The 24171-nt window shown below is 71.7% G+C and carries 23 protein-coding genes; 8 read left to right on the top strand and 15 right to left on the bottom strand.

Annotated elements, in window-relative coordinates:
• Positions 1 to 492 precede the first annotated feature (492 nt).
• The 3 genes from MKK53_RS01735 (at position 493) to MKK53_RS01745 (ending at position 4853) form a co-directional block, all read left to right on the top strand.
• Positions 493 to 2469, top strand: coding sequence for a monovalent cation:proton antiporter-2 (CPA2) family protein (locus MKK53_RS01735; protein ID WP_243926279.1), 1977 nt, complete (start codon positions 493 to 495; stop codon positions 2467 to 2469).
• Positions 2462 to 3931, top strand: a complete 1470-nt coding sequence (locus tag MKK53_RS01740; RefSeq protein ID WP_243926281.1) for an MATE family efflux transporter — start codon at positions 2462 to 2464, stop codon at positions 3929 to 3931. Before MKK53_RS01735 ends, MKK53_RS01740 begins: the two co-directional genes overlap by 8 nt.
• Positions 3932 to 4055: 124 nt before the next feature.
• Complete coding sequence (locus tag MKK53_RS01745) at positions 4056 to 4853, top strand: DUF937 domain-containing protein (protein ID WP_243926283.1); 798 nt, start codon at positions 4056 to 4058, stop codon at positions 4851 to 4853.
• Between the two features lie 51 nt (positions 4854 to 4904).
• Here MKK53_RS01745 and MKK53_RS01750 read toward each other — a convergent pair whose 3' ends face one another.
• Positions 4905 to 5342 carry a hypothetical protein gene (locus tag MKK53_RS01750; protein WP_243926285.1) on the bottom strand — a complete coding sequence of 146 codons (438 nt, stop codon included), beginning with the start codon at positions 5340 to 5342 and terminating at the stop codon, positions 4905 to 4907.
• 33 nt (positions 5343 to 5375) lie between these two features.
• The gene (locus MKK53_RS01755) at positions 5376 to 5705 is read right to left on the bottom strand and encodes a hypothetical protein (protein WP_243926288.1); all 330 of its coding nucleotides are present in this window, start codon (positions 5703 to 5705) and stop codon (positions 5376 to 5378) included.
• A 532-nt stretch (positions 5706 to 6237) separates the two neighbouring features.
• Between MKK53_RS01755 and glyA the strand changes: the two genes are divergently transcribed.
• The 4 genes from glyA to MKK53_RS01775 all read left to right on the top strand — a co-directional run bounded on the left by glyA (position 6238) and on the right by MKK53_RS01775 (position 9928).
• Complete coding sequence (glyA, locus tag MKK53_RS01760) at positions 6238 to 7542, top strand: serine hydroxymethyltransferase (protein ID WP_243926290.1); 1305 nt, start codon at positions 6238 to 6240, stop codon at positions 7540 to 7542.
• A 141-nt stretch (positions 7543 to 7683) separates the two neighbouring features.
• Positions 7684 to 8208, top strand: a complete 525-nt coding sequence (nrdR, locus tag MKK53_RS01765) for a transcriptional regulator NrdR (RefSeq protein WP_243926292.1) — start codon at positions 7684 to 7686, stop codon at positions 8206 to 8208.
• Between the two features lie 17 nt (positions 8209 to 8225).
• A complete protein-coding gene (ribD, locus tag MKK53_RS01770; protein ID WP_243926334.1) occupies positions 8226 to 9305 on the top strand; it encodes a bifunctional diaminohydroxyphosphoribosylaminopyrimidine deaminase/5-amino-6-(5-phosphoribosylamino)uracil reductase RibD in 1080 nt (359 codons plus the stop codon).
• A 2-nt stretch (positions 9306 to 9307) separates the two neighbouring features.
• Positions 9308 to 9928 (top strand): riboflavin synthase, encoded by a 621-nt coding sequence (locus MKK53_RS01775; RefSeq protein ID WP_243926294.1) that lies wholly within the window; start codon positions 9308 to 9310, stop codon positions 9926 to 9928.
• A 169-nt stretch (positions 9929 to 10097) separates the two neighbouring features.
• Here MKK53_RS01775 and MKK53_RS01780 read toward each other — a convergent pair whose 3' ends face one another.
• From MKK53_RS01780 to MKK53_RS01835, 12 genes are all read right to left on the bottom strand, one after another.
• Positions 10098 to 10526, bottom strand: coding sequence for a PaaI family thioesterase (locus tag MKK53_RS01780; RefSeq protein ID WP_243926297.1), 429 nt, complete (start codon positions 10524 to 10526; stop codon positions 10098 to 10100).
• Between the two features lie 35 nt (positions 10527 to 10561).
• Positions 10562 to 12121 carry a SpoVR family protein gene (locus tag MKK53_RS01785; RefSeq protein WP_243926299.1) on the bottom strand — a complete coding sequence of 520 codons (1560 nt, stop codon included), beginning with the start codon at positions 12119 to 12121 and terminating at the stop codon, positions 10562 to 10564.
• Between the two features lie 234 nt (positions 12122 to 12355).
• Positions 12356 to 13651, bottom strand: a complete 1296-nt coding sequence (locus MKK53_RS01790; RefSeq protein WP_243926302.1) for a YeaH/YhbH family protein — start codon at positions 13649 to 13651, stop codon at positions 12356 to 12358.
• A 98-nt stretch (positions 13652 to 13749) separates the two neighbouring features.
• Positions 13750 to 15702 carry a PrkA family serine protein kinase gene (locus MKK53_RS01795; RefSeq protein WP_243926304.1) on the bottom strand — a complete coding sequence of 651 codons (1953 nt, stop codon included), beginning with the start codon at positions 15700 to 15702 and terminating at the stop codon, positions 13750 to 13752.
• A gap of 229 nt (positions 15703 to 15931) precedes the next feature.
• Entirely contained in the window at positions 15932 to 16387 is a 456-nt protein-coding gene (locus MKK53_RS01800; protein ID WP_243926306.1) for an Ig-like domain-containing protein, read from the bottom strand.
• A gap of 101 nt (positions 16388 to 16488) precedes the next feature.
• The gene (locus tag MKK53_RS01805) at positions 16489 to 16908 is read right to left on the bottom strand and encodes a hypothetical protein (RefSeq protein WP_243926308.1); all 420 of its coding nucleotides are present in this window, start codon (positions 16906 to 16908) and stop codon (positions 16489 to 16491) included.
• A gap of 91 nt (positions 16909 to 16999) precedes the next feature.
• The gene (locus MKK53_RS01810) at positions 17000 to 17503 is read right to left on the bottom strand and encodes a MerR family transcriptional regulator (RefSeq protein WP_243926310.1); all 504 of its coding nucleotides are present in this window, start codon (positions 17501 to 17503) and stop codon (positions 17000 to 17002) included.
• A gap of 101 nt (positions 17504 to 17604) precedes the next feature.
• The gene (locus MKK53_RS01815; RefSeq protein WP_243926312.1) at positions 17605 to 17925 is read right to left on the bottom strand and encodes an integration host factor subunit alpha; all 321 of its coding nucleotides are present in this window, start codon (positions 17923 to 17925) and stop codon (positions 17605 to 17607) included.
• 146 nt (positions 17926 to 18071) lie between these two features.
• A complete protein-coding gene (locus tag MKK53_RS01820; protein WP_243926314.1) occupies positions 18072 to 19037 on the bottom strand; it encodes a beta-ketoacyl-ACP synthase III in 966 nt (321 codons plus the stop codon).
• 60 nt (positions 19038 to 19097) lie between these two features.
• On the bottom strand, positions 19098 to 20132 hold the full coding sequence (gene plsX / locus MKK53_RS01825; protein WP_243926316.1) for a phosphate acyltransferase PlsX: 1035 nt from the start codon (positions 20130 to 20132) through the stop codon (positions 19098 to 19100).
• Between the two features lie 254 nt (positions 20133 to 20386).
• Positions 20387 to 20905 (bottom strand): YceD family protein, encoded by a 519-nt coding sequence (locus MKK53_RS01830; RefSeq protein ID WP_243926319.1) that lies wholly within the window; start codon positions 20903 to 20905, stop codon positions 20387 to 20389.
• Positions 20902 to 21477 (bottom strand): ubiquinol-cytochrome C chaperone family protein, encoded by a 576-nt coding sequence (locus tag MKK53_RS01835; protein WP_243926336.1) that lies wholly within the window; start codon positions 21475 to 21477, stop codon positions 20902 to 20904. The genes MKK53_RS01830 and MKK53_RS01835 overlap by 4 nt, the downstream gene beginning before the upstream one ends.
• Before the next feature lie 188 nt (positions 21478 to 21665).
• Between MKK53_RS01835 and MKK53_RS01840 the strand changes: the two genes are divergently transcribed.
• The gene (locus tag MKK53_RS01840) at positions 21666 to 22163 is read left to right on the top strand and encodes an outer membrane protein assembly factor BamE (protein ID WP_243926320.1); all 498 of its coding nucleotides are present in this window, start codon (positions 21666 to 21668) and stop codon (positions 22161 to 22163) included.
• A 78-nt stretch (positions 22164 to 22241) separates the two neighbouring features.
• On the opposite strand, the gene MKK53_RS01845 is transcribed toward MKK53_RS01840, so the two are convergent.
• Complete coding sequence (locus tag MKK53_RS01845; RefSeq protein WP_243926323.1) at positions 22242 to 24155, bottom strand: sensor histidine kinase; 1914 nt, start codon at positions 24153 to 24155, stop codon at positions 22242 to 22244.
• Positions 24156 to 24171 lie beyond the last annotated feature (16 nt).

The following is a 24171-nucleotide window of genomic DNA, read 5'->3' on the forward strand; positions in this document are numbered from 1 at the left end:
CCCCCACGCGCTGCTTGCGACGGGGGGAGGGGGTGGCGGCGACCGGAAAGGCCGCGCCGCCGGCGCCACCCGGGCCCGCCCGGCCCCCCCCCTCCCGACCCCCTTCGGGGGCCCCCCTCCCCCGCGGAGGGGGGAGGGACCCGCGCGTAAGCGGCCGGCGCAGGATCGGCAAGGTTATTCGTTGCGGGCCATCCCCCGCGCCCCCCCGCCCCCCTCTGCGGGGGAGGACACCCCGCGCAGCAGGGGGGGGGGAGAGGGGAGCGACGCATCCGGAAAGGTCGCGCCGGGCGTCCCATCCGGTCCCGTCGCGCCGCCCCTCTCCCGACCCCCTTCGGGGGCCACCCTCCCCCGTGGAGGGGGGAGGGACCCGCGCCCGGGGCCGCGCCCGCCCGGCGACGTCGGCGTGTCGAACGGCACGCGGCCCCGCTCGCATCGGCGGCGCCCACGGGGTAAGCGGGGTGCCCATCGCGCAAAGCCCTCGATCGGAACCGCATGGCGAGCCCCGGCGAACACGCGAGCTTTCTGCCTCCGGTCCTGACCTTCCTGGCCGCGGCCGTGGTGGGCGTGCCCGTGTTCCGCTGGCTCGGGCAGAGCGCCGTGCTCGGCTATCTCGTGGCCGGGGTGCTGATCGGCCCCTCCGGCCTGTCGCTGATCGCCGAACCGGAGACCGCGGCCAGCGTCGCCGAGATCGGCGTGGTGCTGCTGCTGTTCATCGTCGGCCTCGAACTGCACCTGTCGCAGCTCGTCTCCATGCGGCGGGACATCTTCGGCCTCGGGGCGGCGCAGCTCGTCCTCTGTGCCCTCGTCCTCGGGGGGGCGGGCGTGCTCGCCGGCCAGCCCCCCGGGGCGGCGGCGGTGGTGGGCATCGCGCTCGCCCTCTCGGCCACCGCCGTGGCGCTGCAACTCCTGGAGGAGCGTGGCGACCTCGGCAGCGCCTACGGCTCGCGGGCCTTCGCGGTGCTGCTGTTCCAGGACCTCAGCGTCGTCGGCATCCTCGCCCTGATGCCGCTCGCCGCCTCGGCCGGGCACGGGACCGGCGGCCCCTGGTTCGGGGAGGCGGCGATCTCCACGGGCAAGGTGCTCGCGGCGATCCTCGCCGTGGTGCTGGTGGGGCGCTACGGCCTGAACCCGTTCTTCCGCCTGCTCGCCGCCAGCGGCGCCCGCGAGGTGATGACGGCGGCCGCCCTCCTCGTGGTGCTCGGCACGGCGATGCTGATGGAGCGGGTCGGCCTGTCGATGGCCATGGGCGCCTTCCTCGCCGGCATCCTCCTCGCGGAATCGAACTTCCGCCACCAGCTGGAGGCCGATATCGAGCCGTTCCGCGGCATGCTCCTCGGCCTGTTCTTCATGAGCGTGGGCATGTCCATCGACGGCAGCCTGGTGAAGGCGGTCTGGCCGGCGCTGTTCGGGGCGACCTTCGCGGCGATCCTCGTGAAGGTGGCCCTGGTGGCGGGCCTGTTCCGCCTGTTCGGCTCGGACACCCTCAGCGCCCTGCGCGGCGCGGCGGTGCTGGCGCCGGCCGGCGAGTTCGCCTTCGTGCTCCTGCCCCAGGCGGCCGACCTCGGCCTCACCGGGCCGACCGCCACCCGCTTCGCCGTGGCGCTGGCGGCCCTGACCATGCTGATCGGCCCGGTCATGGCCAAGGGCCTCGACCGGCTGATCGACGCCCGCCTCTCGAAGGAGGCCAACGCCGCCGCCGCCGATTCCCCCGCCGAGCTGGCCGAGGGCGCCGCCGACGCCCGCGTGCTGGTGATCGGCTTCGGCCGGTTCGGGCAGATCCTGACGCAGGTGCTCCTCGCCGAGGGCGTGCCCGTCACCGTCATCGACAAGGACGTGGCGCAGCTGCGGGCGGCGACCCGCTTCGGCTTCCGCATCTATTACGGAGACGGCACCCGGCTCGACGTGCTGCGCGCCGCCGGGATCGGCAAGGCGGAGCTGGTCTGCATCTGCGTGGACGACCGGGACGCGGCCCTCAAGATCGTGGACATCGTCCACGAGGAGTTCCGGGAGGTGCGGACCTTCGTGCGCGCCTACGACCGTCTCCACGCCGTCGAGCTGATGAACCGCGACGTCGACTTCCAGATCCGCGAGACCGCGGAATCGGCCCTGGCCTTCGGCCGGGCGGCGCTCGAAGGGCTCGGCCTCTCCGCGGAGGCCGCCGCCGCCCGGGCGGAGGACGTGCGCAAGCGCGACATCGCCCGCCTCGTGCTCCAGCAGGCCGGCGCCCTTCCGGACGGGGCGGCATGGCTCGGCGGCACGGATTCGGCGGAGCTGCGCCCCGAACCCCTCACCGAGCCGGTGCGCCCCGCCCGCGCCCTGAACACCGAGACCCGCGACCTCCTCGGCCAGGACCGGAAGGAGGCGGCCGAGCGGGTCCTGGCCAAGCCGGCGGCCCGGGCGGCCGACGAGGATTCCCCCGCCGAGGCCGAGGCCGAGCTGGAAGCCCAGGGCGCCGGACGCGATGACTGACGGCCCCCCCGCCCCGGCCGGGACGGCGTTCACCGGCGGGGGGCGCTTCGTCTCCGGCTCGGTCCTGCGCCACGTCCTGGTGATGAGCGCCACCGGCTCCGTGGGGCTGATGGCGATCTTCGTCGTGGACCTGATGTCGCTCCTCTACGTGTCGCGCCTGGGGGACCCGGCCCTGACGGCGGCGGTGGGCCTCGCCTCCGTGGTGCAGTTCTTCGCCACCGCCGTGAATATCGGCCTGATGATCGCGGCCGGGGCCCTCGTCGCCCGGGCGGTCGGGGCCGGGGACCGGGACCTCGCCCGGCGCCTGTCCGCCTCCGCGATGGCGCTCGGCGTCCTCGTCGCCGGCCTCCTCAGCGCCGCGATGCTGCCCTTCGCCCACGACCTGCTGCGCCTGATCGGCGCACAGGGCGAGGCCCTGCGGGTGGCGGACATGTTCCTGCGGATCACCCTGCCCTCGAACGCCCTTCTCGCCCTCGGGATGCTGTTCACCGGCCTGCTGCGGGCGGTGGGCGAGGCGGGCCGGGCCATGTGGGTGACCCTGGGCGGCGCCCTCGTCACCGCCTTCCTCGATCCGCTGCTGATCTTCGGGGCCGGCCTCGGCGTCGAGGGGGCGGCGATCACCGTCTGCGTCGCCCGGGCCACCTTCGTGGCCATCGGCTGGCACGGCCTCGCCCGGCAGGGGATGCTCCGCCGGCCCCGCCCGGCCGACATCGTCGCCGACGCCCCGGCCATGGCCGCCATCGCCGGGCCGGCGGTGCTCACCAACCTCGCCCCCTCGGTGGCGAGCGCCTTCCTGACCCATCTCTTCGCCGGCTACGGCCCCCATGCCATCGCCGCCGCGGCGGTGGTGGACCGGCTGACGCCCGTGGCCTTCGGCGGGCTGTTCGCCCTCTCGGGGGCGGTGGGGCCGATCCTGGCGCAGAACTGGGGGGCGTCCCGGTTCGACCGGATGGAGGAGACCCTGCGCTCCTGCGTGCGGGCGACCCTGGTCTACGCGGCCGTCGTCTGGCTGCTGCTGGTGCTCCTGCGGGGGCCCCTGGCCACCCTGTTCGCCCTGACGGGCGAGGCGGCGGACCTGTTCTCGTTCTTCTGCCTCGTCGGCGGGGCGATCTGGTTCTTCAACGGCCTGCTGTTCGTGGGCAACGCCGCCTTCAACAACCTCGGCTTTCCCCTGCGCTCCACCCTGCTGAACTGGGGCCGGGCGACGCTGGGCACGGTGCCGCCGGCCTATCTCGGCAGCGCCCTCTACGGCCCCAAGGGCGTGGTGGCGGGGATGGGCATCGGCTCCCTCGCCTTCGGCCTGGCCGGGATGCTGCTCGCCCGCCGCACCGTCGCCCGCCTCGCCGCGCCCCCCGCCGGCCCGCCGCCCCGTCCCGGGGGGCCGGGCGAGGGATCGACAGGGATTGTCACCGGAGAACTGGCGTTTCTGCACGGGGCGGGCCACGATGGCGGGACGGGATGAGCGGTCGTGCCGGGCGCAGGCCCTGGCCGCCCGTCGCCGTCGAGCTTTGCCGCCTCAGCGACACCCGCCGGCGGGGAACGTTGCGCCCCGCCGGCCAGCCGGTCCGGGGCAGGATCGAGGCGTCATGTTCAATTCCCTCGACATGGTCCAGGCGGCGGGCGGGCCCGAAATGCAGGCCATGGCCCGGCAGTTCGGCCTGACGGTCGAGCAGACCCAGCGCGCCTTCGAGGCGCTGATGCCGGCCCTGACCCTCGGCCTCCAGCGGGGGGCGGGCCTGGACCCGACCGGTTTCGCGCGGATGTTCTCGGCCCCCGAGGCCGCCCGCACCGCCGCACCCCTCGGCCTCGACGCGCTGGGCCAGATGTTCGGCAGCGCCCAATTGATGCAGGCGGTGCTGCAGCAGGCCTCGACGGCGAGCGGCGTGGGGTCACAGGTGCTGCGGCAGATGCTCCCGATGATGGCCGGGGCCGTGGTGGCGAGCATCGTCCACGTCATGCTCAACCAGCCCTCGGCCGAAGCCTCCCGCCCGGCGGCGCCCGCCGCCCCGCCGGCCTCACCCCTGCCCTTCGTCGCCCTGTGGACGGACATGGCCCGCGCCTTCATGACGCCGCCGCAGCCGGCCGCGCCCGCCACGGCCGCGCGGCCCACCGCTCCGCCGCCGGACCGCTCCCGCGTGGAAGCCCCCCGCCCGCCGCGGGACGAGGCCGCCGCCGGTCCGGGCTCCGACGTCATCCGCCAGATGATCCGCACCGGCGCGGAGGTGCAGGAGCAGAACCTGACGGCGATGCGGGAGCTGTTCGAGGTCTTCTGGCCCGCCCCGGCCCCGCAGGACGCCGCCCAGGCGGGCACGCCGCCCCGGGAGCGGCCGGCCCCGCGGCCCCGGGTCCGGCCGGGGGAGGAGGTTGGCAAAAAGCCAACCTGAACAAGGGTTTGTCGACACCCCCACCGCAGCGCGATCGGGTGTCGCTCGCGGTCAGTGCGCGGTGCCGGTCTCGAGCTTGAGGATTTCGGCCTCGGTCGTGGCGGCATGACGCACCGCCTCGTCCCGCGTCATCACGAGGCCTTCCTGAGGATCGTAGACCCGGCCCCCCGCCACCGCGACGATGGCCGCGGCGGCGATCAACGCGCCGGCACATCCGCCGAGCGATCCGGCATACATCGCGTACGCGAACGGCCACGAACCGCCGAAATCTTTTTCATCGTAGGTCTCCAGCAGTTCCGCGAACGGGAACGGGGAGCACTCGAACCCCGTCCCACGGCCCCGCCACGTGACGGGAATAAATCCCTCCATCGTCGCGACATCGCAGCCCGAAGGGATCTGCAGATCGAAGCCGATCTCGTGGATGGCCTGTTGCCATTCCTGGCTCGACGCCAGTGGACGGTCACACATCACGTAGAAATCCATGGACATGATCGTTGTCTCCGCGTCCCAGCCAATCGGATGTCAGTACCTGCAGATATAAGATTTGACGCTCACGCCGCGTTTGATATGAAGCTCGATCACCGGCACTTCACTGTCGATGTTCAGGTTTTTTCGGATCTCTGCCGCGCGCTTGGCGCTCAGGCGCGCTTCTCCGGTCTTGATATCCCACACCGAGAGGATTGGCGCGTCGGGTTTTCGGCCATCCCGCATCACGACGTCTGTGCGAATACTGCCGTTGAGGCCGTAGCGGGCGGTGTCACCCAAGCTGAAACTGTGCTCGATGCCGTACGCGCCTATCCCGGGCAGATTGAGGCTCCGAAGCATCGCCGCCGATGCGGTGTGGATCTGCACTTCTTATGCGGGCCCACGGCCGGGGGGTGACGCGGAGACAACATCATCGATGACGTCGATGATACTATTCGTCGTCGAGTCGATTCTTCTGTTTCCGGTCTCGACCCTTCTCGTCACGGTCAGTGTACCACGGCCGCCGCAGCACCTCTCGTCATCCCCCCGGGGCTGGTCTGCGCAAAAGCCCGCTTTGATATCGAGACGTCTCAGCCTCAGGGGAGATAAATCTATGAGTTGCGCTGAAACATCGTGAGCAACTCTTAGCGAGTCTCATCGTCCTTGCATCGGCGCCCCCTTCCGATTCGGGGCTCATCCTAACAAACCGCATCCCGCGACAGCAAATAAGTCCTACAGTGTGGCGCGCGACGGCCGGGGTGATGCCGTCTGGCCCGCGTTCTTTCAATTTTTCTCACCCACCGCACAAAATGCCTGCGCTTGGCCTTGCCCGGCCCGGCGTGTAGGTATCGGCCCTAGAACGCCCGCCCGTGCTTTGCGACGAAGGCCGGGCTGCCCCCAATCAGAAAAGAGGCACGCCATGAGCGCCGGGACCGCCGCCGACAAGCACTTCTCGAACAGCTTCTTCGCCGCCCCGCTGACGGAGGCCGATCCCGAGCTCGCCCGCGCCGTGGAGCAGGAGCTCGGCCGGCAGCAGCACGAGATCGAGCTGATCGCCTCGGAGAACATCGTCTCCCGCGCGGTGCTGGAGGCTCAGGGCTCGGTGCTCACCAACAAGTACGCCGAGGGCTATCCCGGCCGGCGCTACTACGGCGGCTGTCAGTTCGTGGACGTGGCCGAGACGCTGGCGATCGACCGCGCCAAGCGCCTGTTCGATTGCGGCTTCGCCAACGTGCAGCCGAACTCGGGCTCGCAGGCCAACCAGGGCGTGTTCCTGGCGCTCATGCAGCCAGGCGACACCTTCCTCGGCCTCGACCTCGCGGCCGGCGGCCACCTCACCCACGGCGCCCCGCCGAACATCTCCGGCAAGTGGTTCAAGCCGGTCTCCTACACCGTGCGCCGGGACGACCAGCGCATCGACATGGAGCAGGTCGCCCAGCTCGCTGAGGAGCACAAGCCGAAGGTGATCATCGCCGGCGGCTCGGGCTACCCGCGCCACTGGGACTTCGCCAAGTTCCGCGAGATCGCGGATTCGGTCGGCGCCTACTTCATGGTCGATGCGGCCCACTTCGCCGGGCTCATCGCGGCCGGCGTGCATCCCTCGCCGTTCCCGCACGCCCACGTGGTCACCACCACCACCCACAAGACGCTCCGCGGCCCCCGCGGCGGCATGATCCTGACGAACGACGAGGCGCTGGCCAAGAAGTTCAACTCGGCGATCTTCCCCGGCCTGCAGGGCGGCCCGCTGATGCACGTCATCGCCGGCAAGGCGGTGGCCTTCGGCGAGGCGCTGAAGCCCGAGTTCAAGATCTACGCCCGCCAGGTGGTGGAGAACGCCAAGGCGCTCGCCGACACGCTGATCTCCGGCGGCTACGACATCACCTCCGGCGGCACCGACAACCACCTGATGCTGGTCGACCTGCAGCGGAAGGGCCTCACGGGCAAGGCGGCGGAAGCCGCGCTCTCCCGGGCGCACATCACCTGCAACAAGAACGGCGTGCCGTTCGACCCGCAGAAGCCGACCATCACCTCGGGCATCCGCCTCGGCACCCCGGCGGGCACCTCGCGCGGCTTCGGCGTCGCCGAGTTCAAGCAGATCGGCGGCCTCATCGTGGAAGTGCTGGACGGGCTCGTCGCCAAGGGCGAGGCCGGCGACAGCGAGGTCGAGGAGAGCGTGAAGACCCGCGTCCACGCCCTCACCGACCGGTTCCCGATCTACGGCTGAGGCGTCGGGGCACCCCGGCGGGACCGGGGCACCGCCCCGCCCCGCCAAAGGGCTCGCCCTTTGGAAACCCCTTTGTTACGAGACGGCCGCGGATCACGCCGATCCGCGGCCGTTTCCGTTTCGCCCGAGAGAATCCGCCCGATGCGGTGCCCCTATTGCGGCGGGTCCGACACGCAGGTGAAGGATTCGCGCCCCTCCGAGGACAACGCCGCCATCCGCCGCCGCCGGGTCTGCCCGGATTGCGGCGGGCGCTTCACCACCTTCGAGCGGGTGCAGCTGCGCGAGCTGACGGTGGTGAAGCGCTCGGGCAAGCGCGTGCCCTTCGACCGGGACAAGCTGCAGCGTTCCATCGACGTCGCCCTGCGCAAGCGCGCCGTGGAGCCCGAGCGGATCGAGCGGCTGGTGAGCGGCATCACCCGCCAGCTGGAGAGCGCGGGGGAGCCCGATGTCGCCTCCGAGACGATCGGCGAACTGGTGATGGCCGGGCTCAAGGGCCTCGACGACGTCGCCTACGTGCGCTTCGCCTCGGTCTACAAGAATTTCCGCGAGGCCAAGGATTTCGAGGACCTGCTCGGGACGCTGGGCGGCACCCTCGCCGCGCCGGCCGAGCCGGAGCCCGAGCCCGAGGCGAAGCCTCCCCCCCGCCGCCGGGCGAGCCGGCCGTGAGCGGCGACGCCAACTTCATGCGCCTCGCCCTGGCGCTCGGCCGCCGGGGTCTCGGGCGGGCGTGGCCGAACCCCTCCGTGGGGGCGGTGGTGGTGGCCCCCGGCTCGGGCACCATCCTCGCCGCCGCCGCCACGGCGCCGGGCGGGCGGCCCCATGCCGAGCGGCTGGCCCTGGCCCAGGCGGGGGCGGCGGCCCGCGGCGCGACCCTCTACGTCACGCTGGAGCCCTGCTCCCACCATGGCCGCACGCCGCCCTGCGCGGAGGCGATCATCGAAGCCGGGATCGGCCGGGTGGTGAGCGCCCTCGAAGACCCGGACCCGCGGGTCGCCGGGCGGGGCCACGGCCTCCTGCGGGCGGCGGGCATCGCGGTGGAGACCGGCCTGTGCCGGGCGGAGGCCGCCCGGGACCATCGCGGCCACATCACCCGCGTCACCCTCGGGCGGCCGATGCTGCACCTGAAGCTCGCCCGCACCCCGGACGGGTTCGCCGCCGGGGCGGGCCCGGAGCGCCTGCGGATCACCAGCCCCGTGGCGGACGGGGCAGTCCATCTGTGGCGGGCCCATGCGGACGCGATCCTGATCGGCATCGGCACGGCGCGGGCGGACGACCCCTCGCTCACCGTCCGGTTGCCGGGGCTGGCCGGGCGCTCGCCCCTGCGGATCGTCCTCGATTCCGCCCTGCATCTCACCCCGGCGAGCGTGCTGGCCCGCACCGCCCGGGACGTGCCGGTGCTGGTGCTCACCACCCGCTCGGCCCCGGCCCATGCCCGCCGCGCCCTCGAAGCCTGCGGGGTCGAGGTCGTGCCGGTGGCGTCCGGGGCGGAGGGGAGGATCGACCTGCCGGCCGCCCTGGCCACCCTCGGGGCGCGCGGGTTGACGCGCCTGTGCAGCGAGGGCGGCCCGTGCCTTGCGGAGGCGCTGGCGCAGGCCGATCTGATCGATGCCGTCACCCTGATGACCGGGCCGGACCCGGCCGGGCCGGCGGGGGGCCTCCCGGCCCTCGGCCCGGTGCTGGAGCGCCGGATCGCCGGGTTCGGCGTCGCCGAGGACCTCGTCCTCGGCCGCGACCGGGCCGTCACCTACGAGCGGAGCGTCTGAGCATGTTCACGGGTCTCGTCAGCGATGTCGGCACGGTGCTCTCCGTCGAGGGGGAGGGGGACCTGCGGCGGATCGCCATCCGCTGCGCCTACGACCCCGCCGGCATCGCGCTCGGCGCCTCCATCGCCTGTTCCGGCCCGTGCCTCACCGCGGTCTCCATCGCGCCGGCGGAGGGGGCCTGCGTCTTCCACGTCGATGCCGCGGCCGAGACCCTGGCCCGCACCAATGTCGGGGAGTGGGCGCCGGGGCGGCGGATCAACCTCGAACGCTCCCTGAAGGTGGGCGACGAACTCGGCGGCCACCTCGTCACCGGGCACGTGGACGGGCTCGCCGAGATCGTCGCCCGCGACACGGTGACGGACGGGGCCTGGGGGCCGAGCGAGCGCTTCACCCTGCGCGCCCCGGCCGCCCTTGCCCGGTTCATCGCGGAGAAGGGCTCTGTCAGCCTCGACGGCACGTCGCTCACGGTGAACACGGTGGAGGACGACCTGTTCTCGGTCCTGCTGATCCCCCACACCCTGCAGGTCACCACCTGGGGCGAGCGCCGGGCCGGCGACCGGGTGAACCTGGAGGTCGACCTCATCGCCCGCTACGCGGCGCGCCTCAGCGAGGCGCGGGGCTGAGGCGGACGGGCCATCTCGGGCCCCGCCTGCGCTCCCGCGCGGGGGCGAGGCACACCGGGGGCGCGCCGTGGCCGGCCGCGTCCGTACCTCCTTCGGTCGCCTCGCCCCGCCCGCGATGACGGGGAGGGCGGGGCGCGCGGCGGCATCCCCCGCCGTCCCGCACCGCGCGTCAGCGTGGGGGGATCGAGTAGGTGCCGGTGGCGTGGCAGACGAGGTCGTCGTGGCCGGCGGCGGTGATGAGGACCTCCCCCACGGCGAGGCGCCGGCCGAGCTTCAAGAGGCGGCATTCCGCCATGAGATCGCCCGCGGCCGGCTTGCGCAGGAAGTTGAAGGCGAGGTTCGTCGTCACCGCCAGGGCGACCGGGCCGATGTTGGCCAGGATCGCCGCGTAGAGCGCGTAGTCGGCGAGCGCCATCATGGCGGGGCCGGAGACGGTGCCCCCCGGCCGCAGGAAGCGCTCATGCGCCTCGAGGCGCATCCGCGCGGAGAGCGGCCCCACCGCCTCGAGGTGGTAGGCCCGCCCGCCGGCCTGCATCTGCGGGAACTCCCGGTCGAGGAAATCCCGCGTCTGCGCGAGGGTCATGGTCGTGGCGCTCATGGCCCCATGCAGCACGGGCGCGGGCGTCCGGGCAATCAGAAGAAGATCGGCCTGGCGCTGGCGCCGATCTCGCCGATCACCGTGCCGGTGGTGGGCTCGACCTCCTTCAGCACCACGTCGTAGCCCCACAGGTCGGCGAGGTGCTGGAGCACCCGCTTGGCGTCGTCCTTCTGCAGGGTGATCTTGTTGAGCGCCTTGTGGTGCAGGATCAGGCGGCGGTCGCCCTCCAGGTCCACGTCCACCACCTCGATGTCGGGGTCGAGCCACGCCACGTCGTATTGCCGGGCGAAGGAGCGGCGCAGGCGGCGGTAGCCGCGCTCGTCGTGGATCGATTCGACGCGCAGGTTCGGTTCGTCCGGGTCATCCACCACGTGGAACAGGCGCAGGTCGCGCATCAACTTGGGCGACAGGAACTGCGCGATGAAGCTCTCGTCCCGGTAGTTCTCCCAGCAGTCGCGCAGCACCTCCATGGCGTCGCCGCGCCCGGCGATGTCGGGGAACCACGCGCGGTCCTCGTCCGTCGGCGTCTCGGTGATGCGGGCGATGTCCTGCATCATCGCGAAGCCGATCGCGTAGGGGTTGTGGCCGCCATAGGAGCGGTCATCGTAGGTCGGCTGGCGGATGACGTTGGTGTGGGATTGCAGGAATTCGAGGTAGGCCGCCTCGGTGATCTGGCCGCTCTCGGAGAGGCCGTTCATGATCCGGTAGTGGACGTAGGTGGCGCAGCCCTCGTTCATCACCTTGGTCTGGCGCTGCGGGTAGAAGTACTGCGCCACGAGGCGCACGATCCGGAGGATCTCCCGCTGCCACGGCCGCAGGCGCGGGGCCACCTTCTCCAGGAAGTAGAGGATGTTCTCCTGCGGCAGCTCCAGCAGGGCGCGGCGGCGCTCGGCGGCGAGGTCCGAGGGGGCGGCGCCGGGCTTGTTCGGCAGGGTGCGCCACAGGTCGTTGTAGATCTGCTCGCCGTGCTCCACGCGCTCCCGCTCCCGGCGCTGCTCGGAGGCGAGGTCGGGGCGCTTCTTGCGCGGGTAGCGGTGGACGCCCTGGCTCATCAGGGCGTGGGCGGCATCCAGCACCTGCTCCACCGCCTGGTGGCCGTAGCGCTCCTCGCAGCGGGCGATGAAGCCCTTGGCGAAGTCGAGATAGTCGAGGATCCCCTCGGCGTCGGTCCACTGCTTGAACAGGTAGTTGTTCTTGAAGAAGTGGTTATGCCCGAAGGCGGCGTGCGCGATGACGAGCGTCTGCATCGTCGCCGTGTTCTCCTCCATCACGTAGGAGATGCACGGGTCGGAGTTGATGACGATCTCGTAGGCGAGCCCCATCAGGCCGCGGCGGTAGCCCGCTTCGTGCTGGGCGAAGTGCTTGCCGAACGACCAGTGCTTGTAGAACAGCGGCATCCCAATGGACGCATAGGCGTCGAGCATCTGCTCGGCGGTGATGATCTCGATCTGGTTCGGGTACCACGACAGCCCGAGCTTGCGCGCCTCCGCCTCGCAGGCATCGTGGATGCGGCGGATGGTGTCGAAGTCCCAATCGTTGCCGGTGAACAGGGGTTTGTCGGCGCGGGCGATCGGCGGGGCTGCGAGGCGTGTCATGGCATCTCCCGAAGAGTCTCGGAAATCTCCCTCCCCCCTCTGCGGGGGAGGGTGGCCCCCGAAGGGGGTCGGGAGAGGGGAGCGACGGCGCAGGATGCGGCGCCGCCCGTCGTCAAACGCCCGCCCCGTCCGGCACCGGCGCTCCCCTCTCCCCCCCTGCTGCGCAGGGTACCCTCCCCCGCAGAGGGGGGAGGGGGTGTGGCGTGGCGGGACGGACGAGCCATGCCCATCGGCTCACGCCTCCGCCTTGTCCTTGCGGCCGAACAGCTCGCGGAACACCGGGTAGATCTCCCGGCGGTGGTTCACCTTGCGCATGGCGATGGGGCCGCCCGCCTTGGCGATGGCCTCGTAGGTCCGCCACAGGGTGGTGCGGTGCTCCACGAAGCCCGCCCGCGGGCCGTTCTCGTCGCCCACTTCGAGGTAGGCGAAGTGCTGGCAGGCCGGCAGGATGTCGGCCCGCAGCAGGTCCGTGGCGGTCGGGCCGTCGCTCGACACGTTGTCGCCGTCGGAGGCCTGGGCCGCGTAGATGTTCCAGTCGTTCGGGTCGTAGCGCTCGGCGATCACGCGCTTCATCTCGATCAGCGCCGAGGAGACCAGCGTGCCCCCGGTCTCGCGGGAGCCGAAGAAGGTCTCCTCGTCCACCTCCGTCGCCCGGTCGGTGTGGCGGATGAACACGATCTCGACGTGGCGGTAGCGCCGCGTGAGGAAGATATGGAGCAGGATGTAGAACCGCTTGGCGAGGTCCTTCATGTGCTCGGTCATCGAGCCGGACACGTCCATCAGGCAGAACATCACCGCCTGGGCGATGGGGCGCGGATAGGGCTCGAACCGGCGGAACCGCAGGTCGATCGGGTCGACGTAGGGAATGCGCTTCGCCCGCTCCCGCAGCAGTGCCAGGGAGGCCTCCAGGTCGGCCCGCGCCGGGTCGCCCTCGCGCAGGGTGGCGATGCGGCTCTCCAGGGCCGCGACCTCCTCGGGCTTCGGCCGCTTGAGGGCGATGCGGCGCGACATGGAGTTGCGCAGCGTCCGGGTGAGGGCGAGGTTGGCGGGCGAGCCGGTGATGGTGTAGCCGGCGCGGCGCATCCCCTCGGTCTCGACCACGGACAGCCGCCGCTTGGCGAGGTCGGGCAGTTCGAGGTCTTCGAGGAAGAGTTCGAGGAACTCGTCCCGGGTGAGGACGAACTGGAACGCGTCCTCGCTGTTCTCCCCCCCGTCGCCGCCCTCGCCGGAGCCGCCGCCGCTCCCCCCGCCCCCCGGCGGCCGGTCGATCGTGTCGCCCTCCACGTAGGTCTTGTTGCCGGGCAGGATATGGTCGTGCCGCCCGCTGCCGGGCTGGCGGCTGAAGCGCGGCTCGCGCACCCCGTCGACGGGCACGGTGACGCGCCCGTCCTTGCCGAGGTTCTTGATGTCGTTCTCCCGGGCCGACTCGCGCACCGCCCGCTGCGCCACGTCTTTCACGCGGCGCAGGAAGCGCTGACGGTTGGGGAGGCTCTTGCCCCCGGGATTGAGGCGTCGGTCGACGATGTGCATCAGGTGCTCGAACCCTCGCCCGCGTGTCCGGCCGGCTTCGAAGTCTCGCCCGCCGTTCGTCCGAAACTGTGGCGGCTGAGGGTCGTGGAACCCGCCCCTCAGCCGGCCTGCTTCACCCGCATGTACCATTCCACCAGACGGCGGACCTGCCGCTCTGTGTAGCCGCGCGTCACCATCCGCTCGACGAACTCGCCGTGCTTCTTCTCGGTGTCGCCGTCCTTCTTGGAGCCGAAGGAGATGACCGGCAGCAGTTCCTCCACCTGGGAGAACATCCGCCGCTCGATGACTTCCCGCAGCTTCTCGTAGCTGGTCCAGCTCGGGTTGCGCCCGCCATGCTGCGCCCGGGAGCGCAGGGCGAACTTCACCACCTCGTTGCGGAAGTCCTTCGGGTTGGCGATGCCGGCCGGCTTCTCGATCTTGGTCAGCTCCTGGTTCAGGAGCTCCCGGTTCATCAGCTGGCCGGTCTCGGAATCCTTGAAGTCCTGATCCTCGATCCACGCGTCGGCGTAGTCGATGTAGCGGTCGAACAGGTTCTGGCCGTAATCGTGGTACGATTCGAGATACGCCTTCTGGATCTCGTGGCCGATGAACTCGGCGTAGCGGGGCGCGAGTTCGGTCTTGATGAACTCCAGGTACTTCTTCTCGGTCTCCGGCGGGAGCTGCTCCCGGCGGAGGGACTGTTCCAGCACGTACATGAGGTGGACCGGGTCGGCGGACACCTCGGTCGTGTCGTGGTTGAAGGTCGCGGCCAGCACCTTGAAGGCGAAGCGGGTCGAGATCCCGTCCATGCCCTCGTCCACGCCGGCCGAGTCCTTGTACTCCTGCATCGAGCGGGCGCGGGGATCGACCTCGCGCAAGCTCTCGCCGTCGTAGACGCGCATCTTGGAGAACAGGTTGGAGTTGGCGTGGTCCCGCAGGCGCGACAGCACCGAGAACCGCGCCAGCATCTCCAGCGTCCCCGGCGCGCAGGCCGCATCCGACAGCTCCGAGCTGGAGATCAGCTTGTCGTAGATCTTCTGTTCCTCCGTTACCCGGAGGCAGTAGGGGACCTTGATGACGTAGATGCGGTCGATGAACGCTTCGTTGTTCTTGTTGGTCTTGAAGGTCTGCCACTCGGACTCGTTCGAGTGGGCCAGGATCACGCCGGTGAAGGGAATCGCGCCGATGTTCTCGGTGCCGACGTAGTTGCCCTCCTGCGTCGCCGTCAGCAGCGGGTGGAGCATCTTGATCGGCGCCTTGAACATCTCGACGAATTCGAGGACGCCCTGGTTCGCCCGGTTGAGGCCGCCGGAATACGAGTAGGCGTCCGGATCCGCCTGGGAGAGGGTCTCCAGGCGGCGGATGTCCACCTTGCCCACCAGCGAGGAGATGTCCTGGTTGTTCTCGTCCCCCGGCTCGGTCTTGGCGATACCGATCTGCCGCAGGCGCGACGGGCGCACCTTGATGACCCGGAACCGGGAGATGTCGCCCTCGAACTCGTCCAGGCGCTTGAGCGCCCAGGGGCTCATCAGGCCGGTGAGCCGGCGGCGCGGGACGCCGTAGCGGCGCTGGATCTCCTCGCCCATCACCTCCGGGTCGAAGAGGCCCAGCGGGCTCTCGAACACGGGGGAGACCTCGTTGCCGGCCTTCAGCACGTAGATCGGGTGGACCTCCATGAGCAGCTTCAGCCGCTCGGCGAGGGACGACTTGCCGCCGCCCACCGGGCCGAGCAGGTAGAGGATCTGCTTGCGCTCCTCCAACCCTTGAGCCGCGTGGCGGAAGAACGAGACGATCCGCTCGATCGTCTCCTCCATGCCGTAGAATTCCCGGAAGGCCGGGTAGGTCCGGATCGTCCGGTTCATGAAGATGCGCCCGAGGCGCGAATCCTTGGCGGTGTCCACGAATTCGGGCTCGCCGATCGCCGCCAGGATGCGCTCCGCGGCGGAGGCGTACATCAGCGGCTCGTCGCGGCAGGCTTCGAGATATTCGGAGAGGCTCATCTCCGTGTCGCGCCGCGCTTCGTAGCCGCGGGCGAAGCTCTGGAAGAGGTCGTTCGTCGCTTGCATAGGCATTCGCGTCACCCTCTCAGACCGGGATAGCTTCATCCTGTCCCGGCTTGGATGCAACCGACAGGCCCGCCATTTGTCGCAGCGCGGCGAAGACGCTGCAATCACGTTGATTGCGTGCAACACCCGCAGGTTCGAATTCCACATACGTCAGATGACGAAGCGGTAATCTTCCAAAAGGTGTTGCTGTCGGCGCCGAAAAACGATGCATAGAGCGAATTCGACTGCCTCCGGCTCAGAGGTCGGTGCCTTCTTTCTTGGCATCGGACGCCGGCTTGGAATTGGCGGAGCCGACGGTGATCTTGATCGTCTGAGTCTGGACCTGCCCGTCCGAGGACTTGACCTCGAACGTCACTTCGTCCTGGCCGCTGTAGCCTGCGTTGGCCTGGTAGAAGAGGGCTTGAACCGCCGCCTCCTTGTTCGGGCAGCGGTAGCTCGCCGGGGTCTTCAGCTTGCCGACCTTGGTGATCACCGAGCCGTTCTTGGGGGCGCCGGACACCTTGAACTCCGGCATCGGGCCGGAGCTGCAATCCTTCTTGAGGTTCGGGGCGATCTCGAGCCGCACGGTCTGGCCGGGGGCGACGCTCTTGGAGCGCGTGACCGTGGTCTGCGCCGCCGCCGGGGCGGCGAGGAGCAGGGCGCCGACGAGGGCGGCGAGGCGGCGGCCGGGGAGGGCGGAGGCGGTCGTCACGGTCGGCAGATCTCCAGGGTCGCGGACCGGGATTCCGCCCGCTTGAGGGGCATGTGGGGACGTGGGGCGCGCGCGTCGAGGGGCGCACCCTCCGGGGCGCGCTACTCCTGAAGCGCGGCGGCGACGACGCCGGTCACGCGGGCGATCTGCGCCGCGGAGAACTCGCCGCTCAGGGCGGCGGCGAGGCGCTCTTCCACCCGCACCCGCTCGCCGGCATCGGCGATGGGCGAGGCCGGGATGTCGTCCTCCTTGAGGTGGCAGACCCGGCGGATCGTCTCGGCCGCCCGCAGCAGGCTGTCCCGGTCGGCGGGGCCCATCTCCCAGAGGGGGTTGCGCAGGCGGGCGATCACCCGGCGGGCGTCCCGGTAGCGGGGATCGACCGCCGTCGCGGCCTCGACCTGACTCACCAGGGTGATCAGTTCGAGCACCTCGGAGGCGGCATCCGGGCAGGCGCGGACGATCCGCAGGACGCGGGCCATCAGCTCCTGGCTGGGCGAGAGTTTCGGGCGAGGGGCAGCCATGCGGGCGACAACGCCGATCCCGCAGCAAAGTTCGGGCCACCCGCCGCCGATTCGCAGCGCCCCGCCGCGGGGCGCCGCCCCGCCCGCAGGGTCACTCCGGCGGCTGGCGCAGGGCGTCGAGGATGGCGCGGCAGGCGCGGAGCTCGCCCAGGGCGTCCTCCAGCGCGGCCTGATCGATGGAGGGCAGGGCCGCGCTCGCCGGATCGAAGGGGGCGAGCCCGTCCGTCCCCGGATCCTGCCCGGCCTCGAGGTCCTGCAGAAGCGGCGGGGCGGCGACGGCCTCGCCCCGGCCGACCGCCTGGACGAAGCGGATGCCGTTCTCCTTGATGATCCGCTGCGCGCCCTTGATCGTGTAGCGGCGGACATGGAGCAGGTGGCGGATGCCGGCCACGAGGTCGACATCCTCCGGCCGGTAGTAGCGGCGGCCCCCGGCGCGCTTCAGGGGGCGGATCTGCCCGAAGCGCGTCTCCCAGAAGCGCAGGACGTGCTGCGGCACGTCGAGTTCCTGGGCGACCTCGCTGATCGTGCGGAAGGCGCCCGCGCTCTTCTCCCGCGCATCGGCGGCGTCGTCTGTCGCGGCAAGGGCTGGCGGCATCGTGATTCGGCGTGACCTGCGTTCGGCCCCCGATCTTGCCGCCGCCGGGCGCGTCGCTCAAGTCTGGATCGGCGGGCTGTTTTCGTGGGCTCGCCCCCCCCTTACTCCTCGTCGTCCTCGGCCTCGCCGTTCAGGCCGTTGATCCGGGCCTTCAGGACGTTCGAGGGCTTGAACACCATGACCTGACGCGGCTCGATCGCCACCTCGACGCCCGTCTTGGGGTTGCGGCCCACCCGGCGGCCCTTGCTGCGCACCACGAAGGAGCCGAACGAGGACAGCTTCACCGTCTCGCCGTTGGCGAGGCAGGTGCAGATCTCGGACAGGACGGTCTCGACCAGGGCGGCGGATTCGGTCCGCGACAGCCCGACCTGATGATAGACGGCCTCGCTCAGGTCGGCACGCGTCACCGTCTTTCCCGCCATTCCACGTCCCCTCGCCGGCCCAGCCTGCCCCGATCAGGGCGCGCGGACGGACCGTCCGCGGCATCCTTTCAGGCGTATCTCTATGATCCGCCACGCTAATCCGCTGCGGCGGCCCGGTCAACCGCGGGAGTGGCGCCCCGCCCCCGTCACCAGCGGATCAGGGCCGCGCCCCAGCTGAAGCCGCCGCCGATCGCCTCGATCATCACGAGGTCGCCCGGCTTGATGCGCCCGTCCCGGACGGCCACGTCGAGGGCCAGCGGGATCGAGGCGGCGGAGGTGTTGCCGTGCCGGTCCACGGTCAGCACGATCTTCTCGCGGGCGATGCCGAGCTTGTCGGCGGAGGCCTCGATGATCCGGCGGTTGGCCTGGTGGGGCACGAACCAGTCGAGGTCGTCGGCGCCGAGGCCGGCCTTCTCGAACGCGTCCACGATCACGTCCGTCACCTGCCCCACGGCGAAGCGGAACACGTCCCGCCCCTCCATCCGCAGGTGGCCGACGGTGCCGGTCGAGCCGGGGCCGCCATCGACGTAGAGCTTGTCCCGGTGGCGCCCGTCGGAGCGCAGGGCGGTCGAGAGGACGCCGCGCTCCGCCTCCTCCCGGGCTTCGAGGACCACCGCCCCCGCCCCGTCGCCGAACAGGACGCAGGTCGTCCGGTCCTCCCAGTCCACGATCCGTGAAAAGGTCTCGGCGCCGATCACCAGGGCCCGCTTGGCCGCCCCGGTGGCGAGGAACTTGTCGGCGGTCGTGACGCCGAAGACGAAGCCGGCGCACACGGCCTGGAGGTCGAAGGCCGCGCCCCGCACGATGCCGAGCGCCGCCTGGATCTGCGTCGCGGTGGCGGGGAAGGTGTGGTCCGGCGTCGAGGTGGCGCAGATCACGAGGTCGATGGCGTCGGGGCCGAGGCCCGCCGCGTCGAGGGCGGCCTGCGCGGCGCGGGTGCCGAGGAAGGAGGTCGTCTCGTGCTGGGCGGCGATGTGGCGCTGCCGGATGCCGGTGCGCTGGACGATCCACTCGTCCGAGGTCTCCACCCGCTCGGCGAGCATGGCGTTGGTGACCGCCCGTTCGGGCAGGCACGAGCCGGTGCCGACGACGACGGAACGCAGGGTTGACATCGTGTGTACCTTTCCCGGCGAGCCCGTCCTGCGGCCCGCCCGTCTCCTCACGGCACCGCTTCAGGCCGGGGCCAGGGCCGGCGTCTGGTCGAGCATCTCGCGGATGGTCCGGATCATGTCGTGGCGGGCCATGTCGTGCGCGAGGTCGATGGCCGCGGCGAAGCCCGCGGCGTTCTCCGAGCCGTGGCTCTTGATGACGATGCCCTCCAGCCCGAGGAACACGCCGCCGTTGGCCCGGCTGGGGTTCATCTTGTCCCTGAGGGCTTTGAACGCGTGGCGGGCGAAGAACGCGCCGACCTTGGCCGAGAGGGTGCGCGTCATCGCCGCCCGCAGGTAGGTGCCGATCTGCTTGGCGGTGCCCTCGGCGGTCTTCAGGGCGATGTTGCCGGTGAAGCCCTCGGTGACGACCACGTCCACCGTGCCCTTGCCGAGGTCGTTCCCCTCCACGAAGCCGTGATAGGCGAGGCCGGCGGGCTCGCTCTCCCGCAGAATCCGGGCGGCTTCCTTCACCGCCTCGTTGCCCTTCATCTCCTCCGTGCCGACGTTGAGCAGGCCCACCGTCGGCCGGTCGAGGTCGAACACGATGCGGGCCATGGCGGAGCCCATCACCGCCATCTCCACGAGGTGCTCGGCATCGGTGCCGATGGTCGCGCCCACGTCGAGGACGACGCTCTCCCCCCGCACCGTCGGCCACAGGCAGGCGATGGCCGGGCGCTCGATGCCGGACATGGTCTTGAGGCAGATCTTCGACATCGCCATCAGCGCGCCGGTGTTGCCGGCGGAGACGCAGGCGTCGGCCTGCCCGTCGCGCACCGCCTGGATCGCCTGCCACATGGACGACTTGCCCCGGCCCTGGCGCACCGCCTGGCTCGGCTTGTCGTCCATCGCCACGGCGATGGTGGTGTGGCGGATCTCGACGCAATCCTTCAGCCGGGGCTCCTTGGCCACCAGCGGCGCGAGGATCGCCTCGTCTCCGAACAGCAGGAACGTCATGCCGGGATGGCGCTCGCGGGCCAGGGCGGCGCCGGGCACCACGGTCGCTGGGCCGTGGTCGCCACCCATGGCGTCGAGCGAGATGCGGACGCGGTCGGACATCGGTTTGGGTTCGCGGCCTCGGCGGGGTGGGGGACGGCGGAACGCTCAAGGCCCCGCCGGGCGCGGCGGACCATAGCGATGCCGGCCGCAGGGGCAAACGAAATCGGCGCGGTTCGGCTCCCGGACGAATCGCCGTCCGGGCCGGCGGGGCCGTCATCCGCCTGCGCGGGGCCGCCATCCCCCAGGGGCGCGACGGCCGGACGGGGCGCGCGGCCCCCTCGCGCCGCGCCGCGCTCACAATGCCGGGGGCGGGCCTACCCCTCGCCGTCGTGGAGCCGGCGAAGGACATCGAACGGCCCCCGCTCCGGCTCGGCCGGGGCCGGCTCGAAGCTGACGCCGGGCTTGCGGGGATAGGGGTCGAGGCCGAGCGCCAGGAACTCCGCGGTGAGCGCGCCGAGGTCGATCCGCCCGTTGACGATCGGGTCGGGGGGCTCGGGCGCGCCCTCGTCCGTGGCCGCCTCCGGCTCCTCCGGCGGCGGCGCGTCGCTGAACACCACCTCCACCGGCTCGCGGAGCGACGTCTCGAAGGGCTCCAGGCTCAGCGTGCAGACCTGCGTGGCCACCGCCTCCACCGTGCCCTTGACGGTGAGCCGGCTCAGCGTTCCCGTCAGGACGAAGCGGCCGACGAGGTCGCGCACCGCCGGGATGTCGAAGGTCTGCGCCAGGGCGGCGCATTCCCCGGGGGTCGCCTCGACGGTGACCTCGGCCCTGCCGCGGGGCAGGCGTCCGACCTCGACGGGGCGCGACAGGGGGGGCGGGGGCGGGACACTCATGCCGGTCGTTCTTCGGTGGGGCGGGCCGCCGCGAAGGCGCCCGGATCGGGGAAGGGGGGACCGGCGGCGAGGATCGCCGCCAGGTCGGCGTCGGCCAGGGCCGATGCGGCGGCCCGGACATAGGCGGCCAGCCCCGCCGCATCGGTGGCGGTGGCGGCGGCGAGGAGGTTGCGCCCGAGCGCCGCGCGCAGGGCGGCGTCCCCGTCCGCAGGGGCATCGAGGGCGGCGTCGTAGCTCCGGGCCCGGCCGTAGAAGGCGGCCGCGATCTTCTTCATGCGCTTGCCGACGCCCACGTCGCTGACGCCGAGTTCGCGCACGTTCGCGTCGAGGCTCGCGAACACCGTATCCACAAGCTCCTGCGCGAGGTCGGCGGCCGGCGGCGGCAGGCGGTCGAGCCGGCGCAGGACGAGGTAGACGTGCAGGCACAGGGCCTCGAACCGGCCCTCCACCGTGTCCGGCACCTGGAGGGCGGTGTAGAGCCCCGGCTGGCGGGAGGCGGCGACGATGGCCGCGTGCAGCCCCTCGACGGGGCGGCGGCGGTCCGCGCCGCGCCGGAACAGGCGGGCGATCACCGGGGCCCCCCGGGCCGGCGGAACGGGCGGGGCGAGATGAAGCGGCCAGGGCGGTGTGGCCAAGCTTGCCTTGTCAAAGCCATATCCCCGCGGTAGGCCAACCCACGCCCAGGGCGCAAGCGCTGCCGCACGTATCCGTGCCGGCGGCGCGGCGTGCCCTGGCCGTCAATGGATTGCTTGGGGGGCCGATGCGGCGCCGTCTCGTCTCGTCATTCGCGCGCCTTGCCTTGCTCGGCCTCGTCGGCGCAGGTCTGTCCGGGTGCATCGGCGAAGAGCTGCGCCACGGCTACCAGGTGGATCAGGCGGCCCTGGCCTCGGTCAAGCCGGGCATGTCGGCCGAGCAGGTGCTCCAGACCCTCGGCACGCCCTCCACCGTCTCCACGGTCGGCAACAAGTCCTGGTACTACATCTCCCAGAACACCACCCGCTCGGTGATGTTCCTCGGCGAGTCGGTGCAGGACCAGAAGGTCGTCGCCGTCTACTTCACCCCGGGCTTCAAGGTGGAGCGCGTCGCCCTCTACGGCCTGCAGGACGGCAAGGTGTTCGACTTCATCGAGCGCACGACGCCGACCAGCGGTCAGGACCGGGCGTTCCTCAGCCAGCTCTTCCGCGGCCTCACCCGCTACGAGCCCTTCGGCTCGGGCTCCGGCGCCAGCATCGTGCCGGGCGCCAACCGCGGCCAGTAACGGCGTCCGCCCTCGGGCGGGCGGATCCCGCGGCGTCCCTCCCCCGCAGGGTGAGGAGGGGCCCGCGCCGGCCCGCCGTCAGTGCCGCAGGTTCGTCACCGGCACGTCGAGGCGCATCACGAGGCCCCCCGGCGCCCAATCGTGCTCCAGCACGCCGTCGAGCTGCCCGGCGACGCTCCGCTCGGCGAGCACCGTGCCGAACCCCTTGCGGGAGGGCGGCGCCGAGACCGCCGGCCCGCCGTTCTCGGACCATGTCAGGGTGTAGCGCCCCTCCCGGCGGCGCCCGGTGAGGGCGACCTGCCCGCCGGCCTGGGAGAGGCCGCCATACTTCACCGCGTTCGTGGCCTGCTCGTGCATGATGAGGGCGAGCGCCGTGGCGCTGCGCTCGCCGATCTCGACATCGTCCCCGGTGATCGCCACCCGCTCCCGGCCGCCCTCGACATAGGCCGCCATCAGCAGCCGCATCAGGCCGAGCACGGTCTGGCCCGCCACGGTGGGGGCGCTGTCGGGGGAGTGGGGGCGGACATATTCGTGGGCCCGGGCGAGGGCGCTCAGGCGCTCCCGGAACGCCGCGACGAAGGGCTTCGAGGCCGGGTCGCTCCGGGCGGTGAGGGCCGCCAGCCCGCCGACCACGGCGAAGATGTTCTTGATCCGGTGCGACAGCTCGCGGATCAGCAGGTCGCGGGCCTCCTCCGAGCGCTTCGCCTCGCGCAGGTCGCGGGCGACGGTGGCGAAGCCGACGACGCTGCCGGCCGCGTCCCGCACCGAGAAGATCGCGGCATGGACCGCGATGCCCTCGCCGCCGGTCCGAAGCTGGAGGGCGAGTTCGCCCTCCCACCAGCCCTCGCGCCGCACCGCCGGCATCACGGTCTCGGCGAGGACCAGACGGCTCGGGGCGGTGAAGAGGTCCGGAATCGTCAGGGCCCGCGCCGCGGCGAGGTCGGGAAGGCCCGCCAGGGTCAGCGCCGCCTCGTTGAGGTGGCTGATCTGCCCGTCCTCGGCGGCGAGGCCGATGAAGTCCTTCGACGCCTCCACGATGGCCGCGAGCTTGCGGGCCTCGCCCTCGGCGCGCTTCAGGTCGTCGATGTCCGTGCAGGTGCCGAACCAGCGCTCGATCCGCCCCTCCGCATCGCGGATCGGCATGGCGCGCCCGAGGGTCCAGCGATAGGCGCCGCTGTGATGGCGCAGCCTGTACTCGATCTCGTAGGGCTCGCCGGTAGCCAGGGAGTGCCGCCAGCGGCTCCAGGCCCGCTCCTGGTCGTCGGGGTGGAACATGTCGTTCCAGCCCACGCCGTCCGTGGAGCCGGCGGGGACGCCGGTGAACTCGTACCAGCGGTCGTTGTAGAAGTCGTGGAAACCGTCCGGCAGGGTGGTCCAGACCATCTGCGGCATGGCCGAGGTCATCACCCGGAACCGCCGCTCGTTGGCGGCCAGCTCCGCCTCGCGCCGCGCCACCAGGGCGAGGGCCCGGCGGTGCTCCAGCAGGGTCGAGACCTGGCGGGCCAGGGAATCGAGGGTCGCCCGCTGCGCCTTGTCGAGCCCGCCGGGGCGGGGCACGTAATCGAGGACGCACAGGGCGCCGAGGAAGACGCCGCCGCCCCGGCCGGGGATGCCCGCGCCCGCGTAGAAGCGGAAGCCGTCCTGCGTCACGAGGGGGCTGTCGGCGGTCCGCGGGTCGGCGGTGAGGTCCGGGATGGTCAGCTCGCCGCCCTCGGCGAGGGTGTGGACGCAGATCGTCCGGTCCAGGCCGAGTTCGCGGATCCCGAGGCCCACCTCGGCCTTGAACCATTGCCGGTCGGTGTCGAGGAGGCTGACCAGGGCGACGGGGGCGCCACAGACGTGGGAGGCGACCGCGGCGAGGTCGTCGTAGGCCCGTTCGGGGGCGGTATCGAGGATGCCGAGTTCGTCGAGTTCAGCCGCCCGGTCCGCGGCTTCCCGCGTGGATGTGGCCATGTCGGGAAGGGCGCAGGCGCCGGGCGTCGGCTGGGTCATGATCTGACGCGACACA

The sequence above is a fragment of the Methylobacterium sp. J-076 genome, from assembly GCF_022829405.1.
In the GTDB taxonomy this organism is placed as follows: domain Bacteria; phylum Pseudomonadota; class Alphaproteobacteria; order Rhizobiales; family Beijerinckiaceae; genus Methylobacterium.